Source organism: Pseudomonas sp. PB120 (genome assembly GCF_009761815.1).
Classification (GTDB): domain Bacteria; phylum Pseudomonadota; class Gammaproteobacteria; order Pseudomonadales; family Pseudomonadaceae; genus Aquipseudomonas.
Window position 1 is genome coordinate 25,745 of record NZ_RWIN01000082.1, and the last position, 21,221, is coordinate 46,965.

Below are 21,221 nucleotides of genomic sequence, written 5' to 3' on the forward strand. Positions count from 1 at the left end.
AACGAATGCCGTTACGGACCCTTGAGACCCGGCCCCACGGCGCAATCATGCTGGACGCCGAGCACACGCGTTTTGCCTTGTGGGCGCCAGATGCGTTTTACGTCAGTGTCGAACTGGAAAATGGACAATCCTTGCCGCTGCTGCCTCAGGCTGACGGTTGGTTCGTGATCATGACCCGCTGCCCCGCCGGCACGCGTTACCGCTACAACATCGACGGCGAGCTGGACGTCCCCGACCCGGCCTCCCGTGCTCAGGCCGGGGGGTTGCACCTGCCGAGCGTGGTGGTCGACCCTCTGGCCTACCGCTGGCAACACAGCGCGTGGCTGGGCCGGCCATGGAACGAGGCAGTCATTTACGAACTGCACGTCGGTGCGCTCGGCGGCTTTGCCGGCGTCGAGCAGCATCTGGCGCGTCTCGTCGAATTGGGCATCACCGCCATCGAGCTGATGCCATTGGCGCAGTTTCCCGGTGAGCGCAATTGGGGCTACGACGGCGTGCTGCCCTACGCGCCGCAGTTCTCCTATGGCTCCCCTGAGCAACTCAAACACTTGATCGACACCGCCCACGGCCATGGCCTGGCGGTGATTCTCGACGTGGTCTACAACCACTTCGGCCCGGACGGCAATTACTTGCATCACTATGCCAAGGGCTTCTTCCGTGAAGACAAGCACACACCGTGGGGCGCCGCCATCGATTTCCGGCGGCGTGAAGTGCGGGACTTCTTCATCGAAAATGCATTGATGTGGCTGATGGAGTACCGCTTCGACGGCTTGCGCCTGGACGCGGTGCACGCCATCGAGAGCCCGGACTTTCTGCAGGAGCTTGCCCAGCGGGTTCGCCGGCAAACCGATCCTGCGCGGCATGTGTGGCTGATGGTCGAGAACGAACACAACCAGGCCAGCCTGCTGGAACAAGGTTACGACGCGCAGTGGAACGATGACGGCCATAACGCCTTGCACGTCCTGCTGACCGGCGAAACCGATGCCTATTACGCGGACTATGCCGAACAACCGACTGAGCAGCTGGCGCGCTGTCTGAGCCAGGGTTTCGTGTTTCAGGGCCACATCAACCGTCACGGCGAATCCCGGGGCGAGCCCAGCGGCCACCTGCCGCCCAGCGCATTTGTGCTGTTCCTGCAAAACCATGACCAGATCGGCAACCGTGCGTTCGGCGAGCGCCTGCATCAATTGGCGCACCCCGAGGCCTTGAAAGCCGCCACTGCACTGCTGCTGTTGTCACCGATGATTCCGTTGATGTTCATGGGTGATGAGCTTGGGGTCGCAGAACCTTTTCTGTTTTTCACCGACCACCATGGCGAACTGGCAGAACTGGTGCGCGAGGGACGGCGCAATGAGTTTGCTGCCTTCAGTGCGTTTGCCGACTCGCAAAAGCGCGAGCAGATTCCCGACCCCAACGCGCCCCACACTTTTGAAGCGTCACAGCCTGACTGGTCGGCACCGCAACAGCCCGCCATGGCAGCGCTGTATCGACAATTATTGAGCCTGCGCCACCAACACCTCATCCCGCGCCTGCCGGGCACCCGCTCGCTGGGTGCCGAGGTGTTGGGCAAAGGCGCGGTGAGCGTGCGCTGGTCCCTGGGTGATGGCAGTGAGCTGCGCATTGACCTGAACCTCGGCGACACGCCCGTGGTCCACACCTCACAGGCCGGTGCACAGTGGTTGTTCGAACACCCTGCGCAATCAGCCGACCTGTTGGAACAGGGGCACCTGGCCCCGTATTGCGCGCTTGTCAGCCTCACGGCCGCAGCCCTTTTGCTACCCCCGGACGGAGAGCGCCCATGAGTGATGCGCAACTGGAAATACTGGCCAGCCGAGCAGGCCTGGCCGTCGACTGGATCGACGCCAACGGCCGCCCGCAAAAAGTCGCCCCCTCGGTGTTACGCGCCGTCCTTACCGGGCTCGGCCACCCGGCCGGCAGCGCCCAGGAAATCGACGCCAGCCTGCAGGAATTGCAGCAGGTGCAAGAGACCCACGTGCTGCCGCCGCTGATCACCGCCGACTTCGGCGCCGGTCTGGACCTGGCCCGTTTCTTCGAGCCGCAAACGCCTTGCGAAATCCACCTCGAAGACGGTTCGCGGCTTAGCCTGAAACTGGATGGCGACGCGGTTCTGCCGGGCTTGATCCCGGTCGGTTATCAGCATGTCGACATCGCAGGGCAGTCCTTCACGCTGGCAGTGGCCCCGGCGCGCTGCTACAGCGTCGGTGATGCCGTCGACAGCCCGATCCCCCGCACCTGGGGTCTGAGCGTGCAATTGTACTCGCTGCGGCGCCCCGGCGATGGCGGTTTCGGGGATACCCAGGCCCTCGAAGACCTGGCCCGAGTCGCCGGCGAACGCGGTGCCGAGGCCTTGGCGATCAGCCCCTTGCACGCGATGTTCAGCAGCGATACCCAGCGCTACAGCCCCTACTCGCCTTCCAGCCGCTTGTTCCTCAATACTCTCTACGCCGCACCGGGAGCCATTCTCGGGGAACGCGCGCTGCGCACTGCCATCGACGCCACCGGTCTCGCCGTCGAGCTCAAGGGCCTGGAAGAGCTGCCCTTGATCGATTGGCCAACCGCCGCCGAGGCCAAGCATCGCCTGTTGCAGGCGCTGTACGAAGGCTTCGTCCAGGGTGAACACCCACTGCATGCCGACTTCAGCAGCTTTCGCCACGCTGCGGGCGAAGCCCTGGAAAATCACTGCCGTTTCGAAGCCCTGCAAGAGGCCTGCGCCACCAAGGGTGAAACCCTCGATTGGCGCGAATGGCCCGAGCAATGGCGCGACCCGCGCAGCGCCGCGCTGGCTGAATTCGCCGAAGAAAATGCCGGGCGCATCGGCTTCTACGCCTTCTGCCAATGGCTGATCACCCGCTGTCTTGAGCGCGTGCAAACCGCCGCCCGCAGCAGTGGCATGAACATCGGCCTGATTGCCGACCTGGCGGTAGGTGCCGATGGCGGTGGCAGCCAGGCCTGGAGCCGTCAGGATGAATTGCTGGCCTCCCTGACCGTCGGCGCGCCGCCGGACATTCTCAATCGCACCGGCCAGGGCTGGGGCATCTCCGCGTTCTCGCCCGAAGGCCTGGTGCGCAACGGTTTTCGTGCATTCATCGAAATGCTACGCGCCAACTTCGCCCATGCCGGCGGCCTGCGCATCGATCACGTCATGGGCCTGCAACGGTTGTGGGTGATCCCCAATGGCGCGCCGCCCGCGGATGGCGCCTACCTTTACTACCCCGTCGACGACCTGCTGCGCCTGCTGGCCCTGGAATCCCATCGGCACCAGGCGATTGTCCTCGGCGAAGACCTCGGCACCGTGCCCGATGGCCTGCGGGAAAAACTGATCGCCCGGTCGATCCTCGGCATGCGCGTGCTGCTGTTCGAACAGGACAACACGCACTTCAAGCCGATCCTCGATTGGCCGGATAACGCACTGGCGACCACCAGCACCCACGATCTGCCGACAATCAATGGCTGGTGGCATGGCCACGACATCGACTGGAGCGCCCGACTGAACCTGGTCGACGCCAACGGAGAAATCGACTGGCGCCATCACCGCGAACGCGAACGCGAAGGCCTGCGGCGCGTGTTGAGCGAGGACCCGCAGAACTTTCGCGAAGAGCCCCACGAGACCGATCAGATACTCGACGCGGCCATCCGATTTCTCGGTCACACCCGCGCGCCGTTGGTATTGCTGCCCCTGGAAGACGCCCTAGGCATCGAACAGCAAGCCAACCTGCCCGGCACCACCGACACGCATCCCAACTGGTCACGGCGCCTGCCCGGCACCAGCGAAGCGTTGCTCGATGACCCGGACGCGGCCCGGCGCCTGGAGTTGCTCGCCTGCGCGCGACTTCAGGCCGGCGAGCGTGATCAATGACTGCATCGGCACTCCAGCCGCTGCGGGCGACCCTGCGGCTGCAGTTTCATAAAGGCTTCACCCTGGACGATGCGGTGCCGCTGGTGCCGTATTTCGCCAGCCTGGGTATCAGCCATGTCTACGCCTCGCCGCTGCTGAGCGCCCGCGCCGGTTCGATGCATGGCTATGACGTGGTGGACCCGACCACGGTCAATCCCGAGCTCGGTGGCGAAGCGGCTTTGCGCCGTCTGGTCGCTGCCTTGCGCGAGCAAAGAATGGGGCTGATCCTCGATATCGTCTCCAACCACATGGCGGTTGGCGGCGGCGACAACCCCTGGTGGCTGGACTTGCTGGAATGGGGACGGCTCAGTCCTTACGGCGAATTCTTCGACATTCAGTGGCACTCGCCCGATCCGTTGATGGAAGGTCAGTTGCTGCTGCCATTCCTGGGCAGCGATTACGGCGTCGCCTTGCAGGACGGCACCCTGCCCTTGCGCCTGGATGCCGGGCGCGGCGCATTTCATGTCGAGCACTATGAGCACCGTTTCCCGATTTGCCCGATGCATTACGGCGAGTTGCTCAATGGCGATGACGAACGACTGAAATCACTGGCCGAGCGCTTCAGCACCTTGAGTTACCAGACGGACGCCCACAGCCTCGCGATGCCGTTGAAAGACGAACTGCGCGAACTGGCAAGCGACCCGGCCGTGTTGCAGGTGATCCAGCAGAACCTGAAAAGCTACGACTCCTTGACCACCGAGGGTTTCCAGCGCCTGCACACGCTGCTGGAGCGTCAAAGCTATCGCCTCGCCAGTTGGCGCACCGCCGCGGACGACATCAATTGGCGGCGCTTTTTCGATGTCAACGAACTCGGGGGCCTGCGTGTCGAGCGCCCGGCCGTGTTCGAAGCCACTCATGCAAAAATCTTCGAACTGGTGACACAAGGATGGGTGGACGGTTTGCGCATCGACCATATCGACGGCCTCGCCGATCCGCGTGGGTACTGCCGCAAACTGCGGCGCCGGGTCGACAGCCTGTCACCGGACCGGCACCTGCCGATTTTCGTCGAGAAGATCCTTGGCCAAGGCGAAACCCTGCACCGCGACTGGTCGGTGGATGGCACCACCGGTTACGAATTCATGAACCAGTTGTCGTTGCTGCAACACGCGCCGGAAGGTGCCCAGCCCCTGGGCGAACTCTGGAGCCGGCACAGCGAACGGCCTGCGGATTTCCGCCAGGAAGCGCAACTGGCGCGCCAGCAAATCCTCAATGGCTCACTCGCCGGCGATTTCGAAAGCGTTGCCCAGGCCCTGTTGCAAGTGGCCCGAGATGACCTGATGACCCGCGACTTGACCCTCGGCGCGATCCGGCGGGCGTTGCAGGAATTGATCGTTCATTTTCCGGTGTACCGCACCTACATCAGCCCTCTTGGCCGCTCCGCTGAAGACGATGTGTTTTTTCAGCAGGCCCTGGACGGCGCACGCCAAACCCTGGGCGAGGCCGATTGGCCAGTGCTCGATTGCCTGGCACGCTGGCTGGGGGGTGAACCCTGGCGCAAACGCCCGGTGGGCCGCTCGCGCAAGATCCTCAAACATGCCTGCGTGCGGTTTCAACAATTAACCTCACCGGCTGCCGCGAAGGCTGTGGAGGACACCGCGTTCTATCGTTCGGCCGTGCTGCTGTCTCGCAATGACGTGGGGTTCAGCACCGAACAATTCAGCGCGCCGGTCGCCGACTTTCATGCGGCCTGCCGCAATCGTCTCGACGAGTTTCCGGACAATCTGCTGGCCACAGCCACTCACGATCACAAGCGTGGCGAAGACACTCGTGCACGGCTTGCGGTGTTGAGCGAACGCAGTGTCTGGTACGTGGAGCAAGTCGAACACTGGCGTACCCTGGCCGCGCCGCTGCGCAGCGACGACAACATGCCATCGGCCGGCGACGAGTTGATTCTGTATCAGGCCCTTCTCGGCAGCTGGCCGTTGACATTGCGCAGTGACGATCAGCAGGGCCTTGAGGACTACGCCAAACGCCTCTGGCAATGGCAGCAAAAAGCCCTGCGCGAAGCCAAATTGCAAAGCAGCTGGAGCGCCGCGAACGAGGCGTATGAACACGCGACCGAGGCCTTTCTCAATCGTCTTTTGCTGAGTCCGCAGGGCCTGGCATTGCGCTCGTCACTGTGTGACGCCGCGCAAGTCATCGCCGCCCCCGGAGCACTGAACGGGTTGGCGCAAACCTTGCTGAAGATGACAGTGCCAGGCGTGCCGGATCTGTATCAGGGCGACGAGTATTGGGACTTCACCCTGGTCGATCCGGACAACCGCCGGCCGGTGAATTACGCCAGTCGCCAGCAGTCGATGCAGGCACCTGCAGAGCTGTCCGGGCTGTTGGCGAACTGGCGTGACGGGCGCATCAAGCAAACCCTGATCGCGCGCACGCTGAACCTGCGCGCCGAGCATGCCGAACTGTTCCGGCGAGGGTCGTATCAGGCACTGGACGTCGTCGGCAGCGAGGCTCACCGGGTTGTAGCTTTTGCGCGCGAACAGGGAGGCAAACGGGTCATCGTGATCGTACCGATACGCTGCGCTGCCCTGCTGGAAAACAGTGCCGCCCCCCATGTCGGCGCGCCGCAGTGGGGCGATACGCGGGTCAAATTACCGTTCACCGCCACGGGCGAAAATCTGAAGGGACTTTTTTCAAGCGTCGCAGTCACAGAACACAAGGAGCTGATGATTAGCGCCGCGCTGGGGGATTTCCCGGTCAATCTCTTTATCCAAACTTGAACACAGTTCAGGAGCATTGCGATGAGTACCGACGATAAACGCGTTCGCGAATTTGCCTATCAGATCTGGGAGTCGGAGGGTAAGCCCGAGGGCCAGGAAGCCCGTCATTGGGAGATGGCGCGCAAACTGGCGGAAGCTGAAGCCCTGGCGCCGAAAAAGTCGCCTAAGGCTGCGGCCACCAAAGCGACCACCGCCAAACCGGCTGCCAGTAAACTCAACGGCAAGGCCGCCGAATCCAAGGCCAAGGCCAAGCCGGCTGCGGCCTCGAAGGTGATTCCGCCCGGCGAAAAACCAGCCGAGAAAAAGCCTCGAGCCGCGAAGAAACCGCCAGCGGTCTGATACCCAGCCGATTCACCTCGTGGCGAGCCCCCTCGCCACTGCGGCCGCACTCGCCCTGAACAAATTGCAACTGTGGACGCGATCCAATGTGGGAGCGAGCCTGCTCGCGATGACGGGCTGACATGCGCCATTGATGTCGATTGGCAGGACGCCATCGCGAGCAGGCTCGCTCCCACAGGGTTTGCGGTGTCTTCACCCCCGTATTCGTTTTCCCCTATTTGCAGGAGCATCTATGACCAGTCCAAAGAAAGCCGCGCCAGAGTCTCACGCCGAGGCCTCACGAATCCGTGAAGGCTTGCCCTTCCCGCTGGGCGCGACCTGGGATGGTCTGGGGGTTAACTTCGCATTGTTTTCCGCCAACGCCACCCGGGTCGAGCTGTGCATCTTCGACGACACCGGCGAAGTCGAGCTGGAGCGTATCGAGCTGCCGGAGTACACCGACGAGATCTATCACGGCTACCTGCCCGACGCTCATCCCGGCCTGATCTACGGCTACCGCGTCTATGGGCCATATGACCCGGCCAACGGGCATCGCTTCAACCCGAACAAATTGCTGATCGACCCCTACGCCAAACAATTGGTCGGCCAGTTGAAATGGTCCGAAGCCTTGTTCGGCTACACCATCGGCCACCCCGATGCCGACCTGAGTTTCGACGAACGCGACAGTGCGCCGTTCGTACCGAAATGCAAGGTGATCGACCCGGCCCACACCTGGGGCCACGATCACCGGGTCAGCGTGCCGTGGGACAAGACGATCATTTATGAGACTCATGTGCGCGGCATCAGCATGCGTCACCCGTCCGTTCCCGAGAACCTGCGGGGCACCTTCGCCGGGTTGATGGTCGATGATGTGCTGGAACACATCCGCAAACTCGGCGTCTCGAGCGTGGAGTTGCTGCCGATCCACGCCTTCGTCAATGACCAGCATTTGCTGCACAAGGGCATGACCAATTACTGGGGCTACAACAGCATCGCGTTCTTCGCCCCCGACCCGCGCTACCTGGCCAGCGGCAAGATCGCCGAGTTCAAGGAGATGGTCGCGCACCTGCATGAAGCCAATCTGGAAGTGATCCTCGACGTGGTCTACAACCACACCGCCGAGGGCAACGAGCAAGGCCCGACGCTGTCGATGCGCGGGATCGACAACGCCTCGTATTACCGCCTGATGCCCGACGACAAGCGCTTCTACATCAACGATTCCGGCACCGGCAACACGCTGGACCTGAGTCACCCGTGCGTGTTGCAGATGGTCACCGACTCATTGCGTTACTGGGCCACGGAAATGCACGTGGACGGTTTCCGTTTCGACCTGGCGACCATTCTCGGGCGCTATCACGATGGTTTCGACGAGCGTCACAGTTTCCTCGTGGCCTGCCGCCAGGACCCGGTGTTGCGTCAGGTGAAGATGATTGCAGAGCCCTGGGATTGTGGCCCCGGCGGCTATCAGGTCGGTAACTTCCCGCCGGGCTGGGTCGAGTGGAATGACAAATTCCGCGATACCGTGCGCGCCTTCTGGAAAGGCGATGACGGGCAATTGGCGGACTTCGCCAGCCGCATGACCGCGTCCGGCGAGATGTTCAACCAGCGTGGCCGGCGGCCTTACGCCTCGCTGAACTTCATCACCGCCCACGACGGCTTCACCCTCAACGACCTGGTGTCGTACAACGACAAGCACAACGAGGCCAACGACGAGAACAATCAGGACGGCAGCAACAACAACCTGTCCTGGAACCACGGCGTCGAAGGCCCGACCGACGACCCAGAGATCAATGAGCTGCGCCTGCGCCAGATGCGCAACTTCTTCGCCACGTTACTGCTGTCACAGGGCACACCGATGCTGGTGGCAGGTGACGAATTTGCCCGCACCCAGGACGGCAATAACAACGCCTATTGCCAGGACAGTGAGATCGGTTGGGTCAACTGGGACCTGAGTGAAGATGGCAAGGCCTTGCTCAAGTTCGTCAAACGCTTGATCAAGCTGCGCCTGACCTACCCGATCCTGCGTCGCGGACGGTTCCTGGTGGGCAATTACAACGAGGACATCGGCGTCAAGGATGTCACCTGGCTCGCGCCGGATGGCAGCGAAATGTCCACCGAACAATGGCAGGAGGCCCATGGTCGCTGCCTGGGCATGCTGCTCGACGGTCGCGCTCAGGAAACCGGGATTCGCCGTAAAGGGGGCGACGCCACGCTGCTGTTGGTGGTCAACGCGCACCACGACATCGTCAATTTCACCTTGCCGGAAGTGCCGGACGGCGGCTTCTGGACCTGCATGATCGACACCAATCAACCGTCGATCCGGGGACAGGAGCGCTTCGAGTTCGGCCACGAATATTCGGTCACCGGCCGCTCGCTGCTGCTGTTTGAATTGCAGCGTGACGAAGAAGAGTGAAATAGACCTTCAGGGATTTCTTCAATGTTGATCACCGGCCTGCGCGGAGGCGCAAGGCCGGATAAAAAATCGTAACAAAGGAGGTACCGAGGCGACGAATCGTGTGACATGAGCAATACTCTGCTCGCGGCAATCCAGGGCTTGGAGCGCAGCACACTGATATCAACCAGAACAAGGATGTAGCGCCATGAAACAGGTTTCCATCAGCGAACACAGCCTGCCCGCACAAATCTGGAACAGCGCCCCGCAACTCGACAACATTCCCGTCATTAGTACTCAAACCCTGATCCCCGCCGGCGCTCGCGCGGTGGTGGTCGCCCCGCACCCCGGCGATGAAGTAGTGACCTGTGGCGGCCTGCTCCAATTGCTCAGCGCTTTGGGCCATCCCCTGCAATTGATTTCGATCACCGACGGCAGCGCCAGCCATCCGGGGTCGCAGCAATGGTCGGAGAAACGCCTGAGTGTGTTTCGCCCACAGGAAAGCGTCGAAGCCTTGCGCCGGCTCGGGTTGCCGATGCACAGCCTGAAGTGGATTCGCGGTGGTTTCACCGACAACGCGCTGGCGGAGCGCGAGGTGCAATTGACGCAGTTCATCGCCCGCTACCTGCGCCCCGGGGATGTGGTGTTCAGCACCTGGTGCGAGGACGGCAATACCGACCATGGCGTGGTTGGGCGCGCCAGCGCAAAAGCGGCAGCGCTGGTCGGCGCGGCGTTCAACGAAATGCCGGTCTGGGCCTGGCATTGGCCGACCCGCGATCAAGGACTGATCCCTTGGCACCGCGCACGCAAGGTCCGTCTCGACACCTGGACCGTCGCGCGCAAAAGCCACGCCACCCACGCCTATGCCAGCCAGCTCGACGGCGAACCCGCCATCGGCCTCGCGCCGTTGCTGCCGCCGGTGTTGCTGGAGCGTATGCGGTTGCCCTATGAAATCGTGTTTGTCTGAATCCGACGCCCCTTCTCACGGCGCGCACACTCCCCTGTAGGAGCTGGCTTGCCAGCGATGGTCGCCAACGATAACGCGGGTTGTCTGAATGAAAGCGTTGCCCATACGTTTTTCGCGAGCAGGCTCGCTCCTACAGGAGTTTCATGATGCCGCGAAATCCGGACTGAACTGCCCGCTCCCGCGTCAGTCGCATACTTTAGCTGCCCTGATTCCAAGGAGTGAACGTGACCATCGATCCCAAGCCTCGGGCCGTCGAACCGGCGTCGCTGAACACGCCACCGGCGATTCATCGTCTGCGGGTGCTGACCGTCAATACCCACAAGGGTTTTACCGCCTTCAACCGCCGTTTCATTCTCCCCGAACTGCGGGAAGCGGTGCGCAGTACCTCGGCTGACCTGGTGTTCCTGCAGGAAGTGGTCGGCGTCCATGACCGTCATTCGTCGCGTTACAACGACTGGCCGCAAACCTCGCAATACGAATTCCTCGCCGACAGCATGTGGAGCGACTTCGCCTATGGCCGCAACGCGGTCTACCCCGACGGTCACCATGGCAACGCCTTGCTGTCGAAATACCCGATTCGCGAGTATCGCAACCTCGACGTTTCCATCACCGGTCCCGAACGACGCGGGTTGCTGCATTGCGTACTGGATGTGCCAGGGCACGCCGAAGTCCATGCGATCTGCGTTCATCTGAGTCTGCTGGAAAGCCATCGCCAGTTGCAGCTCCAGTTGCTGTGCCAACTGCTTGAATCACTGCCCGATGGCGCACCGGTGATCATTGCCGGTGATTTCAACGACTGGCAGCTCCAGGGCAACGCCGCCCTCGCCCGTCGCGACTACCTGCACGAAGCCTTCGAACGCCACCACGGTCGCCCCGCAAAAACCTACCCGGCCCGGTTCCCCCTGCTGCGCCTGGACCGCATCTATCTGCGCAATGCCAGCAGCCACGCGCCCCGTATTCTGGGCAGCAAACCCTGGACGCATCTCTCGGATCACCTGCCGCTGGCGGTCGAAGTCCACCTCTGAATGTGCTCTTTTTCCGCTTGCACCTGTTACTTATGACAGTAGATAGACCTGAAAACTGTTGATAGCGTGTGCTCGAAGGTTTTCCTCACGGAGACGAGCATGAGCGGTTCGACGAAGCTGTCCAAGGAACTATGCGGGGTCTGTGCCGTTGCCATTTTTCTGTGCCTTCCCTGGTCGCAAAACGCCAACGCGAGCTGCACGCTCACAGCCACCGGCGGAAATGACAACTACGTGTGCGACAGCGGCAGTAGCGGCCCGCTGACTGACCTCACGGGCAACAACAGCTTGACCTTCCCTGCCAATGGCACCGGCACCATCAACGGCAACGTGACCTTCGGCGCAGGCATCGACCGGGTACTGATGAGTTCGGGCAGCATCGTCGGCGCACTCGATCAGGGTGACGGGGCCAACGTCCTGCAAATCGACAACGGACGGATAACCGGCGACGTTCATCAGGGCAACGCCATCGACCTTTTCATCATGAACGGCGGCAGTATTCATTCGCTGTTCCAGGGTGACGGCCTGGACCGGTTCCTGATGACTGGCGGCACGATTATCGACGCGTTCGAGGACGGTGATTTCGCCACCATGACCGGCGGCACCATCGGGCGAGTCAACATGAAGCTCGACGACAACACCTTCGACATGTCGGGTGGCAAGATCCTGGGCAATCTGGTGACCGGGTTCGGCCAAGACACCATCATCGTTACCGGCGGATTCATCGGCGGCAATATCAGCGTCAGCGGCGGTGACGACAGCATCACGGTGACGGGCGGCGAAATTGTCGGCGAGATCCGCGCCAGTGCGGGCAATGACATTTTGCTCTGGAATGGCGGTGGCCTGATCCGTTCGGCCATCCTCATGGGGGAAGACAACGACCGCGCGATACTGCGCAATCTGAGTGAAAGCACCCTGACCCTCACCCCGAGTATCGACGGCGGGACCGGCAACGATCAGCTGACCTTCGATCACACCACGTCAGCGGGCGCGGGCAGGTACATCAACTGGGAAACGGTCAATCTGAACAACGGCTCACGGTTCGACCTGACGGGCAAATTTGTGCTGGGTGACAGCGCCAGCGGCACCGGCGTTTTCAACATCGACGGCAGCAGCACACTGACTTCCACTCAGGGCAGCGTCATGCCATTCGCCGCGGGCCAACGCGTCACCCTGAACAACGCAGGGGTGATCGACCTGAGCAGCGGCAATACCCGCACCAACGATACGCTGACGGTGCAGGGCAACTACGCGGGGAGCGGCGGCCAACTGCTCTTGCAAAGCGAGGTCGGTGCTGACAACGCCCCCAGCGACAAACTGGTGGTCAAGGACGGGACGTTGACCGGAAACACCCTGATCAGCGTCAGTAATCTCGGGGGTACCGGTGCGCTGACCGTGCAGAACGGCATCCAGTTGGTACAGGCACAAGGCACGGCCGTCAGTGCCAACAATGCCTTTGCGCTCAAGACCCCGGTTTCAGTGGGCGCGTACGATTACTACCTGTTCAAGGGTGGCGTCACTGCCGGCACTGAAAACAGTTGGTTCCTGCGCTCGACCGTGGTGGCCCCGCAAGTGGCGGGTGTCCCGATCCCGGTGGCGGCCATCGGCACCCCGCCGCTGCCGGCTCCAGTCGTCGGTGCCGCACCGATTCCGTTGTATCGCCCGGAGGTGCCGACCTGGTCGGCAGTGCCGCCGGCTGCGGCGCAGTTGACCCTTGCGGCCCTTGGCACCTTTCATGATCGGCAGGGTGATCAACGTCTACTCAACGAAACCGGAGCCTTCGGCGCGGGCTGGGGCCGCGCTTATGGCAAAAACCTGGATCAGACCTGGGCCGGCACCGTGACGCCCAGGCTCAACGGCTCACTCAACGGGTTTCAAGTGGGCAATGATCTGTACAGCTCAGAAACTTCCGGCGGGCAAACCCAGCGCACCGGTTTCTTTATCGGCCACACCCGATTGCAGGGCGATGTCGACGGTTTCAATCAGGGCTTCGAGGGCAAGCGCGCCGGCAAGGTGGACCTGCGCGGTGACAGCGTCGGCCTTTACTGGACGTTGATCGACCCCATCGGCTGGTACGTCGACACGGTCCTGATGGGCACCCGGCTGGATGGCGACAGTCACTCCGAGCGCGGACTCAAGCTCGATACACGCGGACACGCCCTGACGGTCTCGGCCGAGGCTGGCTACGCGATTCGGCTGACGCACGATTGGGTGGTGGAGCCCCAGGCTCAAGTCATCCACCAAAAAGTCTCCCTGGACAGCCAGGATGACGGCGTTTCCCGGGTGTCTTTCGATTCCGACGGCGCCTGGACCGGTCGCCTGGGGGCCCGCCTCAAGGGCCGTTATGAAATCAGTGGGCGCCCGCTCGAACCTTTTGTGCGTGCCAACCTGTGGCACACCTTTTCCGGAACGGACTCAGTGACGTTTGGGGGAATTACCCCCATCAATACCGAGCAAAAATCCTCATCGGCCGATCTGGGCATGGGCGTCGTATTGAGTCTGGCCAAGGCCGTCAGCGTTTACGCCAGCGCAGATTACAGTCGCAATATCGACAGCAATCAGCTGCGCGGGACCAGCGGTAATATCGGTTTGAGAATCAGCTGGTAAGCCGATAGCTTGCTACCAAACCCGTCTAGACCGGGGCTGAGCCGACGTTTTTTTGTACAAACAACAACTTAGAGAGGCTGTAAAAATCAGGGACTTGCAGCCGCTAAAATAGCCATACCACTTATCGGCCATTTTCTTGACGCAAGGCCACGGGTCTTCTTAGCTTCACCGTACTACCCCCGGAAGTACCATCAGGGACAAACCCCAGACACCCGTAATAACGGGCGGGCAGAGGCTTGCCCCCATCCATTCGGTCGCCCCTCATTCGGGGTAGGAGAGACGCCAGAGCGAGATACGGAATGCGATTGCAAGGTAGACCTCCATGAAAACTTCATTCACCTCACAAGAGATCAAAGTTACTTTTTGCACTGTCTCGAGTTCACTCCTGCTGTGCTCCTCCATTGAAGTGCAGGCTTCGCCTGCGGAGGAAGACACAACACCCTGGTACCGCCAGGATGTCCCGGTCCTTAACCTGACCACTGCAATCGCGGCAACCTACCCTGGCCGATTTGGCATCATTCCGGATTTACGAAGTACACACCTGACCACCGAAGACGCTGCCCCGTCAGCCTGGGATCAGCTCTATGGGCAGGCCTCGCGCAAGGCACAGACCGATTACCTGGCGCTGGGGTCTACCTTCTCCGGTGCAGGTGAATTGAAGAGCCCGCCGATTCTCACCTTGCAAACCAGTAACGGTCAGACTCAGCGAGTCGGGTTGATCGGCGGCCTGACTCAGTTTCAGGGCAACAGCAACGGCCTGGTGACCAGCCCGGCCCTGGCCAACCCGAACAGCGACACCCTCAACCTGCAAGGCCAGAGCCTCGGCGCCTACTGGAGTTTGATCGGTGCCCAGGGCTGGCACGTTGATTTGACCGCCAGCGGCGGCCGGGTCAATGGTTTCAGCCGCAACGAACAAGGCGCCCGACAAGCCACCGAAGGCAGCGCGATGACCCTCTCGGTCGAAGGTGGATTCCCGATTGGCCTGAGCGATAACTGGGTGGTCGAACCCCAGGCGCAATTGATCAATCAGCGCATTACGCTGGATACGCCATACGCCGGTTCGGGCAATGCCTCGTCCAGCGACCTGACGTCATGGAGTGGTCGGGTCGGTGCCAAATTGAAAGGGAGTTACGACATCAATGGCCTGCCTGTCGAACCCTATGTGCGGACCAACTTGTGGCACACCGTGTACACCGGCAACACCGTGACCCTCGATCAGGTCGACAAAATCAGCAGCAGCCGCAATTCCTCGACAGTCGAGTTGGGGTTGGGATTGGTGGCCAAGGTGACACCGGCGGTGAGCCTGTATGTCAGCGCCGATTACAGCAGTGATGTGGATGACAATGATTTGAACGGGTTGATTGGCAGCCTGGGGGTGCGGATGCGGTGGTGAGGGGCTGGCAGCAAGCATTGTTTTGTCTGGGCTGACGCCATCGTCGGAACGCCGCCCGGAGCCGGCTCGCTCCCACAGGGATTGCACCCTCCCTGTGGGAGCACTGAACCTGTGGGAGCGAGCCGGCTCGCGATGGCAGCGCCTCGGAGTCAGTAGATCAACCCTCCGGCCGCAAAATCAACACCGCCAGCGGCGGCAAGTTCAGCACCAGCGACAGCGCCTGGCCATGGCTCGGTGTTTCCTCGGTAAACGCCCCGCCGCTGTTGCCATAATTGGAACCGGCATACGTCGCCGAATCGCTGTTGACCACTTCCGTCCAGCGCCCGGCAAACGGCACACCAATGCGGTAAGCCTCGCGCGGCACCGGCGTGAAGTTGGCCACCACCAACACCGGCCGCCCTTCTTTGCTCCAGCGCAGATACGCATAAACGCTATTGATCGCATCATCACCGATCAACCACTGGAAGCCCTGCGGCGCATCGTCCTGCTCATGCAATGCCGGCTCTTCGCGGTACAGCCGGTTAAGGTCGCCAACCAGCTTCTGCACCCCTTGGTGTTCCGGGTATTGCAGCAAGTACCAATCCAGTTGCTGATCGTGGTTCCACTCGCGCCATTGGCCGAACTCGCAGCCCATGAACAACAGCTTCTTGCCCGGATGGGTCCACATGAAACTCAGGTACGCCCGCAGGTTGGCGAATTTCTGCCAGCGGTCGCCGGGCATCTTGTCGATCAGCGAATGCTTGCCGTGCACCACTTCATCGTGGGAGATCGGCAGGATGAACCGCTCGGACCAGGCATACACCAGGCCGAAACTCAGTTCATTGTGATGGTGGGCGCGGTACACCGGGTCCTGCTGGATGTAATGCAGCGAATCGTGCATCCAGCCCATGTTCCACTTGTAGTTGAAGCCCAGCCCGCCTTGCTGGGTGCTTTGGCTGACACCCGGCCACGCGGTGGATTCCTCGGCAATCACCAGCGCACCCGGCGCTTCCAGGGCGACAACGTCGTTGAGGTGGCGCAGGAAGTCGATGGCTTCAAGGTTTTCCCGGCCGCCGTGACGGTTAGGCACCCACTCGCCCGCCTTGCGCGAATAATCGCGGTACAGCATCGAGGCGACGGCATCGACCCGCAGGCCATCGACGTGGAAATGCTTGAGCCAATGCAGCGCCGAAGCGAGCATATAACCGTGCACTTCGGTGCGGCCCAGATTGTAGATCAGCGTGTCCCAGTCCTGATGAAAACCTTCCTGGGGGTTGCCATATTCGTAGAGCGCAGTGCCGTCGAACTGGGCGAGGCCGTGGACGTCGGTGGGAAAGTGCGCCGGCACCCAGTCGAGGATCACGCCAATCTCGGCCTGGTGACAGGCGTTGACGAAGGCCGCGAAGTCATCCGGCGAACCATAACGAGCGCTCGGGGCAAACTGCGACAGCAGCTGATAGCCCCATGAACCGCCAAACGGGTGCTCCATGATCGGCATCAGTTCAATGTGGGTAAACCCCAGTTCCTTCACATACGGAATCAGGCGTTCACCCAACTCCTTCCAGGTGTACTGACGGGCGACTTCCCCCAGGTCATCGAGCTCGCATTGCCACGAACCGGCGTGCAGTTCATAGATCGACAGCGGCGCGCTTGGCCGCTGGCGGTCACCACGGGATTGCATCCAGTCGTGGTCCTGCCAATCGATATTCAGCGGCGAGGCGACTTTTGACGCGGTGTCGGGCGGCAGGGAGGTGGCCAGCGCCACCGGGTCGGCCTTGAGCGGCAAAATGCCGTGGGCGCCGAGGATTTCGTACTTGTAGGTCTCCCCCGCTTGCAGGCGCGGAATGAACACTTCCCAGACACCCGAGGGATGACGCAGGCGCATCGGGTGCCGACGGCCATCCCAGTTGTTGAAGTCACCGACCACCGACACGCGCCTGGCATTGGGCGCCCACACGGCGAAACGCACGCCATCGACACCATCGACATTTTTCAGCTGCGCGCCCAGGCAACCGCTCAAGTCGCGATGGTTACCCTCGGCGAAGAGGTACAAATCCATCTCGCCGAGCAATGGGCCAAAGCTGTAAGGGTCTTCGGAGATTTGTTCGCCGCCGGCCCAACGGGTGCGCAGCACGTACGGCTGGGCCCGATCGAAATGGCCGACAAACAGCCCCGGTGTCTGGGTTGCCTCAAGTTGGCCGAGTTCTTCACCGGAGTCCTTGGCCAGCACCTGAACGCTCAACGCGTCCGGCAGATAAGCCCGAATGAATTGTCCGCCAGCGTCGTCGCCGTGCGGGCCGAGAATTGCAAAAGGGTCGTGATGTTCGGCGCGCACTAGCGCGTCGATGTCCCGCGATCTGGGCAGTAGCGCCTCTTTAGCGTGACCCTGTTCCTTGTTCGAGAAACTCATGACTACTCTCCACCAAGATCGGAAAAGGGTTTAAGCCCACTCAATAATCCATATAAACCGTGCAACGGCACAGGCAGCCATGCAGGTCGGTTCTCCGCCTCATACGCCACCTCGTAAGCCGCCTTCTCCAGACCGAACAACGCCAGCGCGGCGTCCTCGCCTCCCGGATCTTGCCACGCATGAGCAAGACTAGCTGCCGCCAGCCGATAAGCGTCGACAAATGCCTGTTTCGCCTCATTTAAATAACGATCTGCTACCCGCTGTCGTGCTGCTTGCGCATCGACGGTGTTGTCGACGTTGTGCACGTTGATCGTCATCGCCGCCGCATAATCGAAGGAGCGCAGCACGCCACTGACGTCCTTGTACGGGCTGTGCTTGCCCCGACGCTCGCTCAACGGACGCGCGGGCTCACCCTCGAAGTCGATCAGGTAGGCATCGCCCTTGATCACCAGCACTTGCCCCAGGTGCAAATCGCCATGGACACGGATGCGTAATCCGCCAGCGGCTTGTTTGCCCAGGTCCTGAACATGGCTGAGGATGGTTTTCTTGTTGTCCAGTAAACGACTGACCAACGCTTTGTCCGCAGGGTTCAGTTCGTTTTGATGTTGCTTGAGCAACTTCAGCGCGTGCTCCAGTTGCGCGGCGACGTCCTTGGCTGAGACCAGTGCGTCTTTTTGCGAAGTGATTTGGGGAGCGAAATCCGGATTGTCAGTGGGCGCCGCCAGCACCTGGTGCATTTCACCGAGACGCTGGCCGAGCATCCCGGCGAAATCCTTCAGCTCACCCAAGGCGTTGTAGTGCTGTTCCTGTTCGGACATGGCATCAGCGAGTTCGTCACGCAACGCCCGTTCCAGGTTGTTCTGGGTCCACTCCCAGGCATCGCCCTGATTGCTCAGATAACCTTGGGCAATCATCAGCAGGTTGTCTTCACCCTTGCCGTCGCGCCGAACCACCGAGCCGAGCAATGGCGAGATGTTGGCGAACCCGGCGCCGGTCAGGTAGGCGCTCATCTCCAGCTCCGGGTGAGTGCCCGAGGCGACTTTGCGGATCAGCTTGAGCACCAGGCTTTTACCAATCACCACCGAACTGTTGGACTGTTCGGCGGAGAGGTAGCGCACCTCGGATTCGGCGGTGAGGCCCAGTTTCTCCAGTTCGTCCGTCGGTTCGAAGCGGATCTCGCCGCCATCCGAAGGCAACACGGTGCGGTTCTGCATGCCCTGCAGCACGGCGCGGATAAAGTTTTCCAGGGCGAACGCATCGGTGATCAAGCCGACCTGCGGCCCGCGTCGAACGCGGGACAGCGCCAGTTGTTGCGGTAACGGGGCGCCGACCTGATCTTCCGCGATAAAACCAAAGGGCAGTTGATAGCGGCTGGTATGGCCGCCGCTGGTCACCTCGATTTCACTCAATAACACCGGATGCTGCGGGTCGCCGAAGCGCACACCATAGGCCAGGTTGACCTTCTCGATGGTCGCGTCCTTGCCGGCGAACCAACGGCGGTTCTGCAACCAGTTGGGCAGGATGCCCTGCTCCAGCGTGGTCCGGGACGGGGCTTCGAGCAGTTCTTCCATGCGTTTCTTCAGCACCAGGGTGGTGAAGTCCGGCAGGCTTTGCGCCGGTTCCACGTGCCAGCTCGGCATCTGGTTTTCTGCCGCCAGGCCAAACCAGTAGAAACCGTACGGCGCCAGGGTCAGCAGGAAATTCAGCTGGCCGATGGGCGGAAACGCATTACCGCCGAGCATCTCCACCGGGACCATGCCGGCATACGCAGACAGATCGAGCTCCGCCGCTTGCGCACTGCGCGAGACGTTGGCCACGCACAGGATGATTTCGGATTTGCCATCCGGTCCGGTGAATTCACGGGTGTAGGCCAGAATCCGCCGGTTGCTCGGCGAAAGCATTTTCAGCGTGCCGCGCCCAAACGCCTTGGACTGCTTGCGCACGGCGAGCATGCGCCGCATCCAGTTCAGCAACGAATGCGGGTCACCGGCCTGGGTTTCGACGTTGACCGACAGATAACCGTATTGCGGGTCCATGATCGGTGGCAGCACCAGGCTCGCCGGATCGGCGCGGGAGAACCCACCGTTGCGGTCGATGGACCATTGCATCGGCGTGCGCACGCCGTCACGGTCGCCGAGATAGATGTTATCGCCCATGCCGATTTCATCGCCGTAGTACAAGGTCGGCGTGCCCGGCATCGACAGCAGCAGGCTGTTGAGCAGCTCAACGCGCCGACGATCACGCTCCATCAACGGGGCGAGGCGCCGGCGAATCCCCAGGTTGATCCGCGCCCGGCGGTCCGCCGCGTAGTAATTCCACAGGTAATCGCGTTCCTTGTCGGTGACCATTTCCAGGGTCAGCTCATCGTGGTTGCGCAGGAAAATTGCCCATTGGCAGTTAGCGGGGATTTCCGGGGTCTGGCGCAGAATATCGGTAATCGGGAAACGGTCTTCCTGGGCCAGCGCCATGTACATGCGCGGCATCAACGGGAAGTGGAACGCCATGTGGCACTCGTCGCCATTGAGGCCCTTGGCGTCGGTGTCGCCGAAGTAAAGTTGTGTGTCTTCCGGCCATTGATTGGCTTCGGCGAGCAGCATGCGGTCCGGGTAGTTGGCGTCGATCTCGGCCCGGATCTGCTTGAGGACGTCGTGGGTCTCGGGCAGGTTTTCGTTATTGGTGCCGTCGCGTTCGATCAGGTAGGGAATGGCGTCCAGGCGCAGGCCGTCGATGCCCATGTCGAGCCAGTAACGCATCACCGACAGCACGGCTTTCATGACTTGCGGGTTATCGAAATTCAGGTCGGGCTGGTGGGAATAGAAACGGTGCCAGAAATACTGGCCGGCCACCGGGTCCCAGGTCCAGTTGGATTTCTCGGTGTCGAGGAAGATGATGCGGGTGCCGTCGTATTTATGGTCGTCGTCGGACCAGACGTAGAAGTCCCGCGCCGCCGAACCGGGCTTGGCCTTGCGCGCCCGCTGGAACCAGGCGTGCTGGTCCGAGGTGTGGTTGATCACCAGTTCGGTGATGACCCGCAAACCCCGTTCGTGGGCCTCGGCGATGAAGCGCCTGGCGTCGGCCATGGTCCCGTAATCCGGGTGCACGCCACGGTATTCGGCAATGTCGTAGCCGTCATCGCGACGGGGCGACGGGTAGAACGGCAGCAGCCAGATGGTATTGACGCCGAGGTCGGCTATGTAATCAAGTTTGGCAATAAGACCGGGAAAGTCGCCGATCCCGTCATTGTTGGAGTCGAAAAAAGACTTAACGTGAACCTGGTAGATCACCGCATCCTTGTACCAGAGCGGGTCTTTGATGAAGGTGGCTGCCTTGGGTTTCTTCGCCATGTGAAACTCCTGTTGAACTCGGTTCAGCAACGCTTACTTGTGGCGAGGGGATTTATCCCCGTTCGGCTGCGAAGCAGTCGTAAAAATTCGGCTGAAGGAATGGGTTGCCTGATTATTTGGGGGCCGCTTCGCAGCCCAGCGGGGATAAAT

11 protein-coding genes are annotated in these 21,221 nt (G+C 61.5%); 9 read left to right on the plus strand and 2 right to left on the minus strand.

Annotated features, from left to right (window positions below; genetic code table 11):
- Positions 1–5: 5 nt before the first annotated feature.
- The 9 genes from treZ to EJA72_RS15995 all read left to right on the plus strand — a co-directional run bounded on the left by treZ (position 6) and on the right by EJA72_RS15995 (position 15,338).
- Positions 6–1,802 (plus strand): malto-oligosyltrehalose trehalohydrolase, encoded by a 1,797-nt coding sequence (gene treZ / locus EJA72_RS15955; protein ID WP_157712389.1) that lies wholly within the window; start codon positions 6–8, stop codon positions 1,800–1,802.
- Positions 1,799–3,877 (plus strand): 4-alpha-glucanotransferase, encoded by a 2,079-nt coding sequence (malQ, locus tag EJA72_RS15960; protein WP_157712390.1) that lies wholly within the window; start codon positions 1,799–1,801, stop codon positions 3,875–3,877. The genes treZ and malQ overlap by 4 nt, the downstream gene beginning before the upstream one ends.
- Positions 3,874–6,639, plus strand: a complete 2,766-nt coding sequence (locus tag EJA72_RS15965; protein WP_157712391.1) for a malto-oligosyltrehalose synthase — start codon at positions 3,874–3,876, stop codon at positions 6,637–6,639. Before malQ ends, EJA72_RS15965 begins: the two co-directional genes overlap by 4 nt.
- Positions 6,640–6,660: 21 nt before the next feature.
- Positions 6,661–6,978, plus strand: coding sequence for a DUF2934 domain-containing protein (locus EJA72_RS15970; RefSeq protein WP_157712392.1), 318 nt, complete (start codon positions 6,661–6,663; stop codon positions 6,976–6,978).
- A 232-nt stretch (positions 6,979–7,210) separates the two neighbouring features.
- Positions 7,211–9,370 (plus strand): glycogen debranching protein GlgX, encoded by a 2,160-nt coding sequence (glgX, locus tag EJA72_RS15975; RefSeq protein WP_157712393.1) that lies wholly within the window; start codon positions 7,211–7,213, stop codon positions 9,368–9,370.
- 187 nt (positions 9,371–9,557) lie between these two features.
- Positions 9,558–10,316 carry a PIG-L deacetylase family protein gene (locus tag EJA72_RS15980; protein ID WP_157712394.1) on the plus strand — a complete coding sequence of 253 codons (759 nt, stop codon included), beginning with the start codon at positions 9,558–9,560 and terminating at the stop codon, positions 10,314–10,316.
- Positions 10,317–10,540: 224 nt separating this feature from the next.
- The gene (locus tag EJA72_RS15985) at positions 10,541–11,341 is read left to right on the plus strand and encodes an endonuclease/exonuclease/phosphatase family protein (RefSeq protein ID WP_178129391.1); all 801 of its coding nucleotides are present in this window, start codon (positions 10,541–10,543) and stop codon (positions 11,339–11,341) included.
- 99 nt (positions 11,342–11,440) lie between these two features.
- Positions 11,441–13,945, plus strand: a complete 2,505-nt coding sequence (locus EJA72_RS15990; RefSeq protein ID WP_157712395.1) for an autotransporter outer membrane beta-barrel domain-containing protein — start codon at positions 11,441–11,443, stop codon at positions 13,943–13,945.
- A 322-nt stretch (positions 13,946–14,267) separates the two neighbouring features.
- On the plus strand, positions 14,268–15,338 hold the full coding sequence (locus EJA72_RS15995) for an autotransporter outer membrane beta-barrel domain-containing protein (RefSeq protein WP_157712396.1): 1,071 nt from the start codon (positions 14,268–14,270) through the stop codon (positions 15,336–15,338).
- A gap of 157 nt (positions 15,339–15,495) precedes the next feature.
- Here EJA72_RS15995 and glgB read toward each other — a convergent pair whose 3' ends face one another.
- Together glgB and treS are read right to left on the minus strand one after the other, a co-directional pair.
- On the minus strand, positions 15,496–17,727 hold the full coding sequence (gene glgB / locus EJA72_RS16000; RefSeq protein WP_157712397.1) for a 1,4-alpha-glucan branching protein GlgB: 2,232 nt from the start codon (positions 17,725–17,727) through the stop codon (positions 15,496–15,498).
- 2 nt (positions 17,728–17,729) lie between these two features.
- On the minus strand, positions 17,730–21,071 hold the full coding sequence (treS, locus tag EJA72_RS16005) for a maltose alpha-D-glucosyltransferase (RefSeq protein WP_157712398.1): 3,342 nt from the start codon (positions 21,069–21,071) through the stop codon (positions 17,730–17,732).
- Positions 21,072–21,221: the final 150 nt, after the last annotated feature.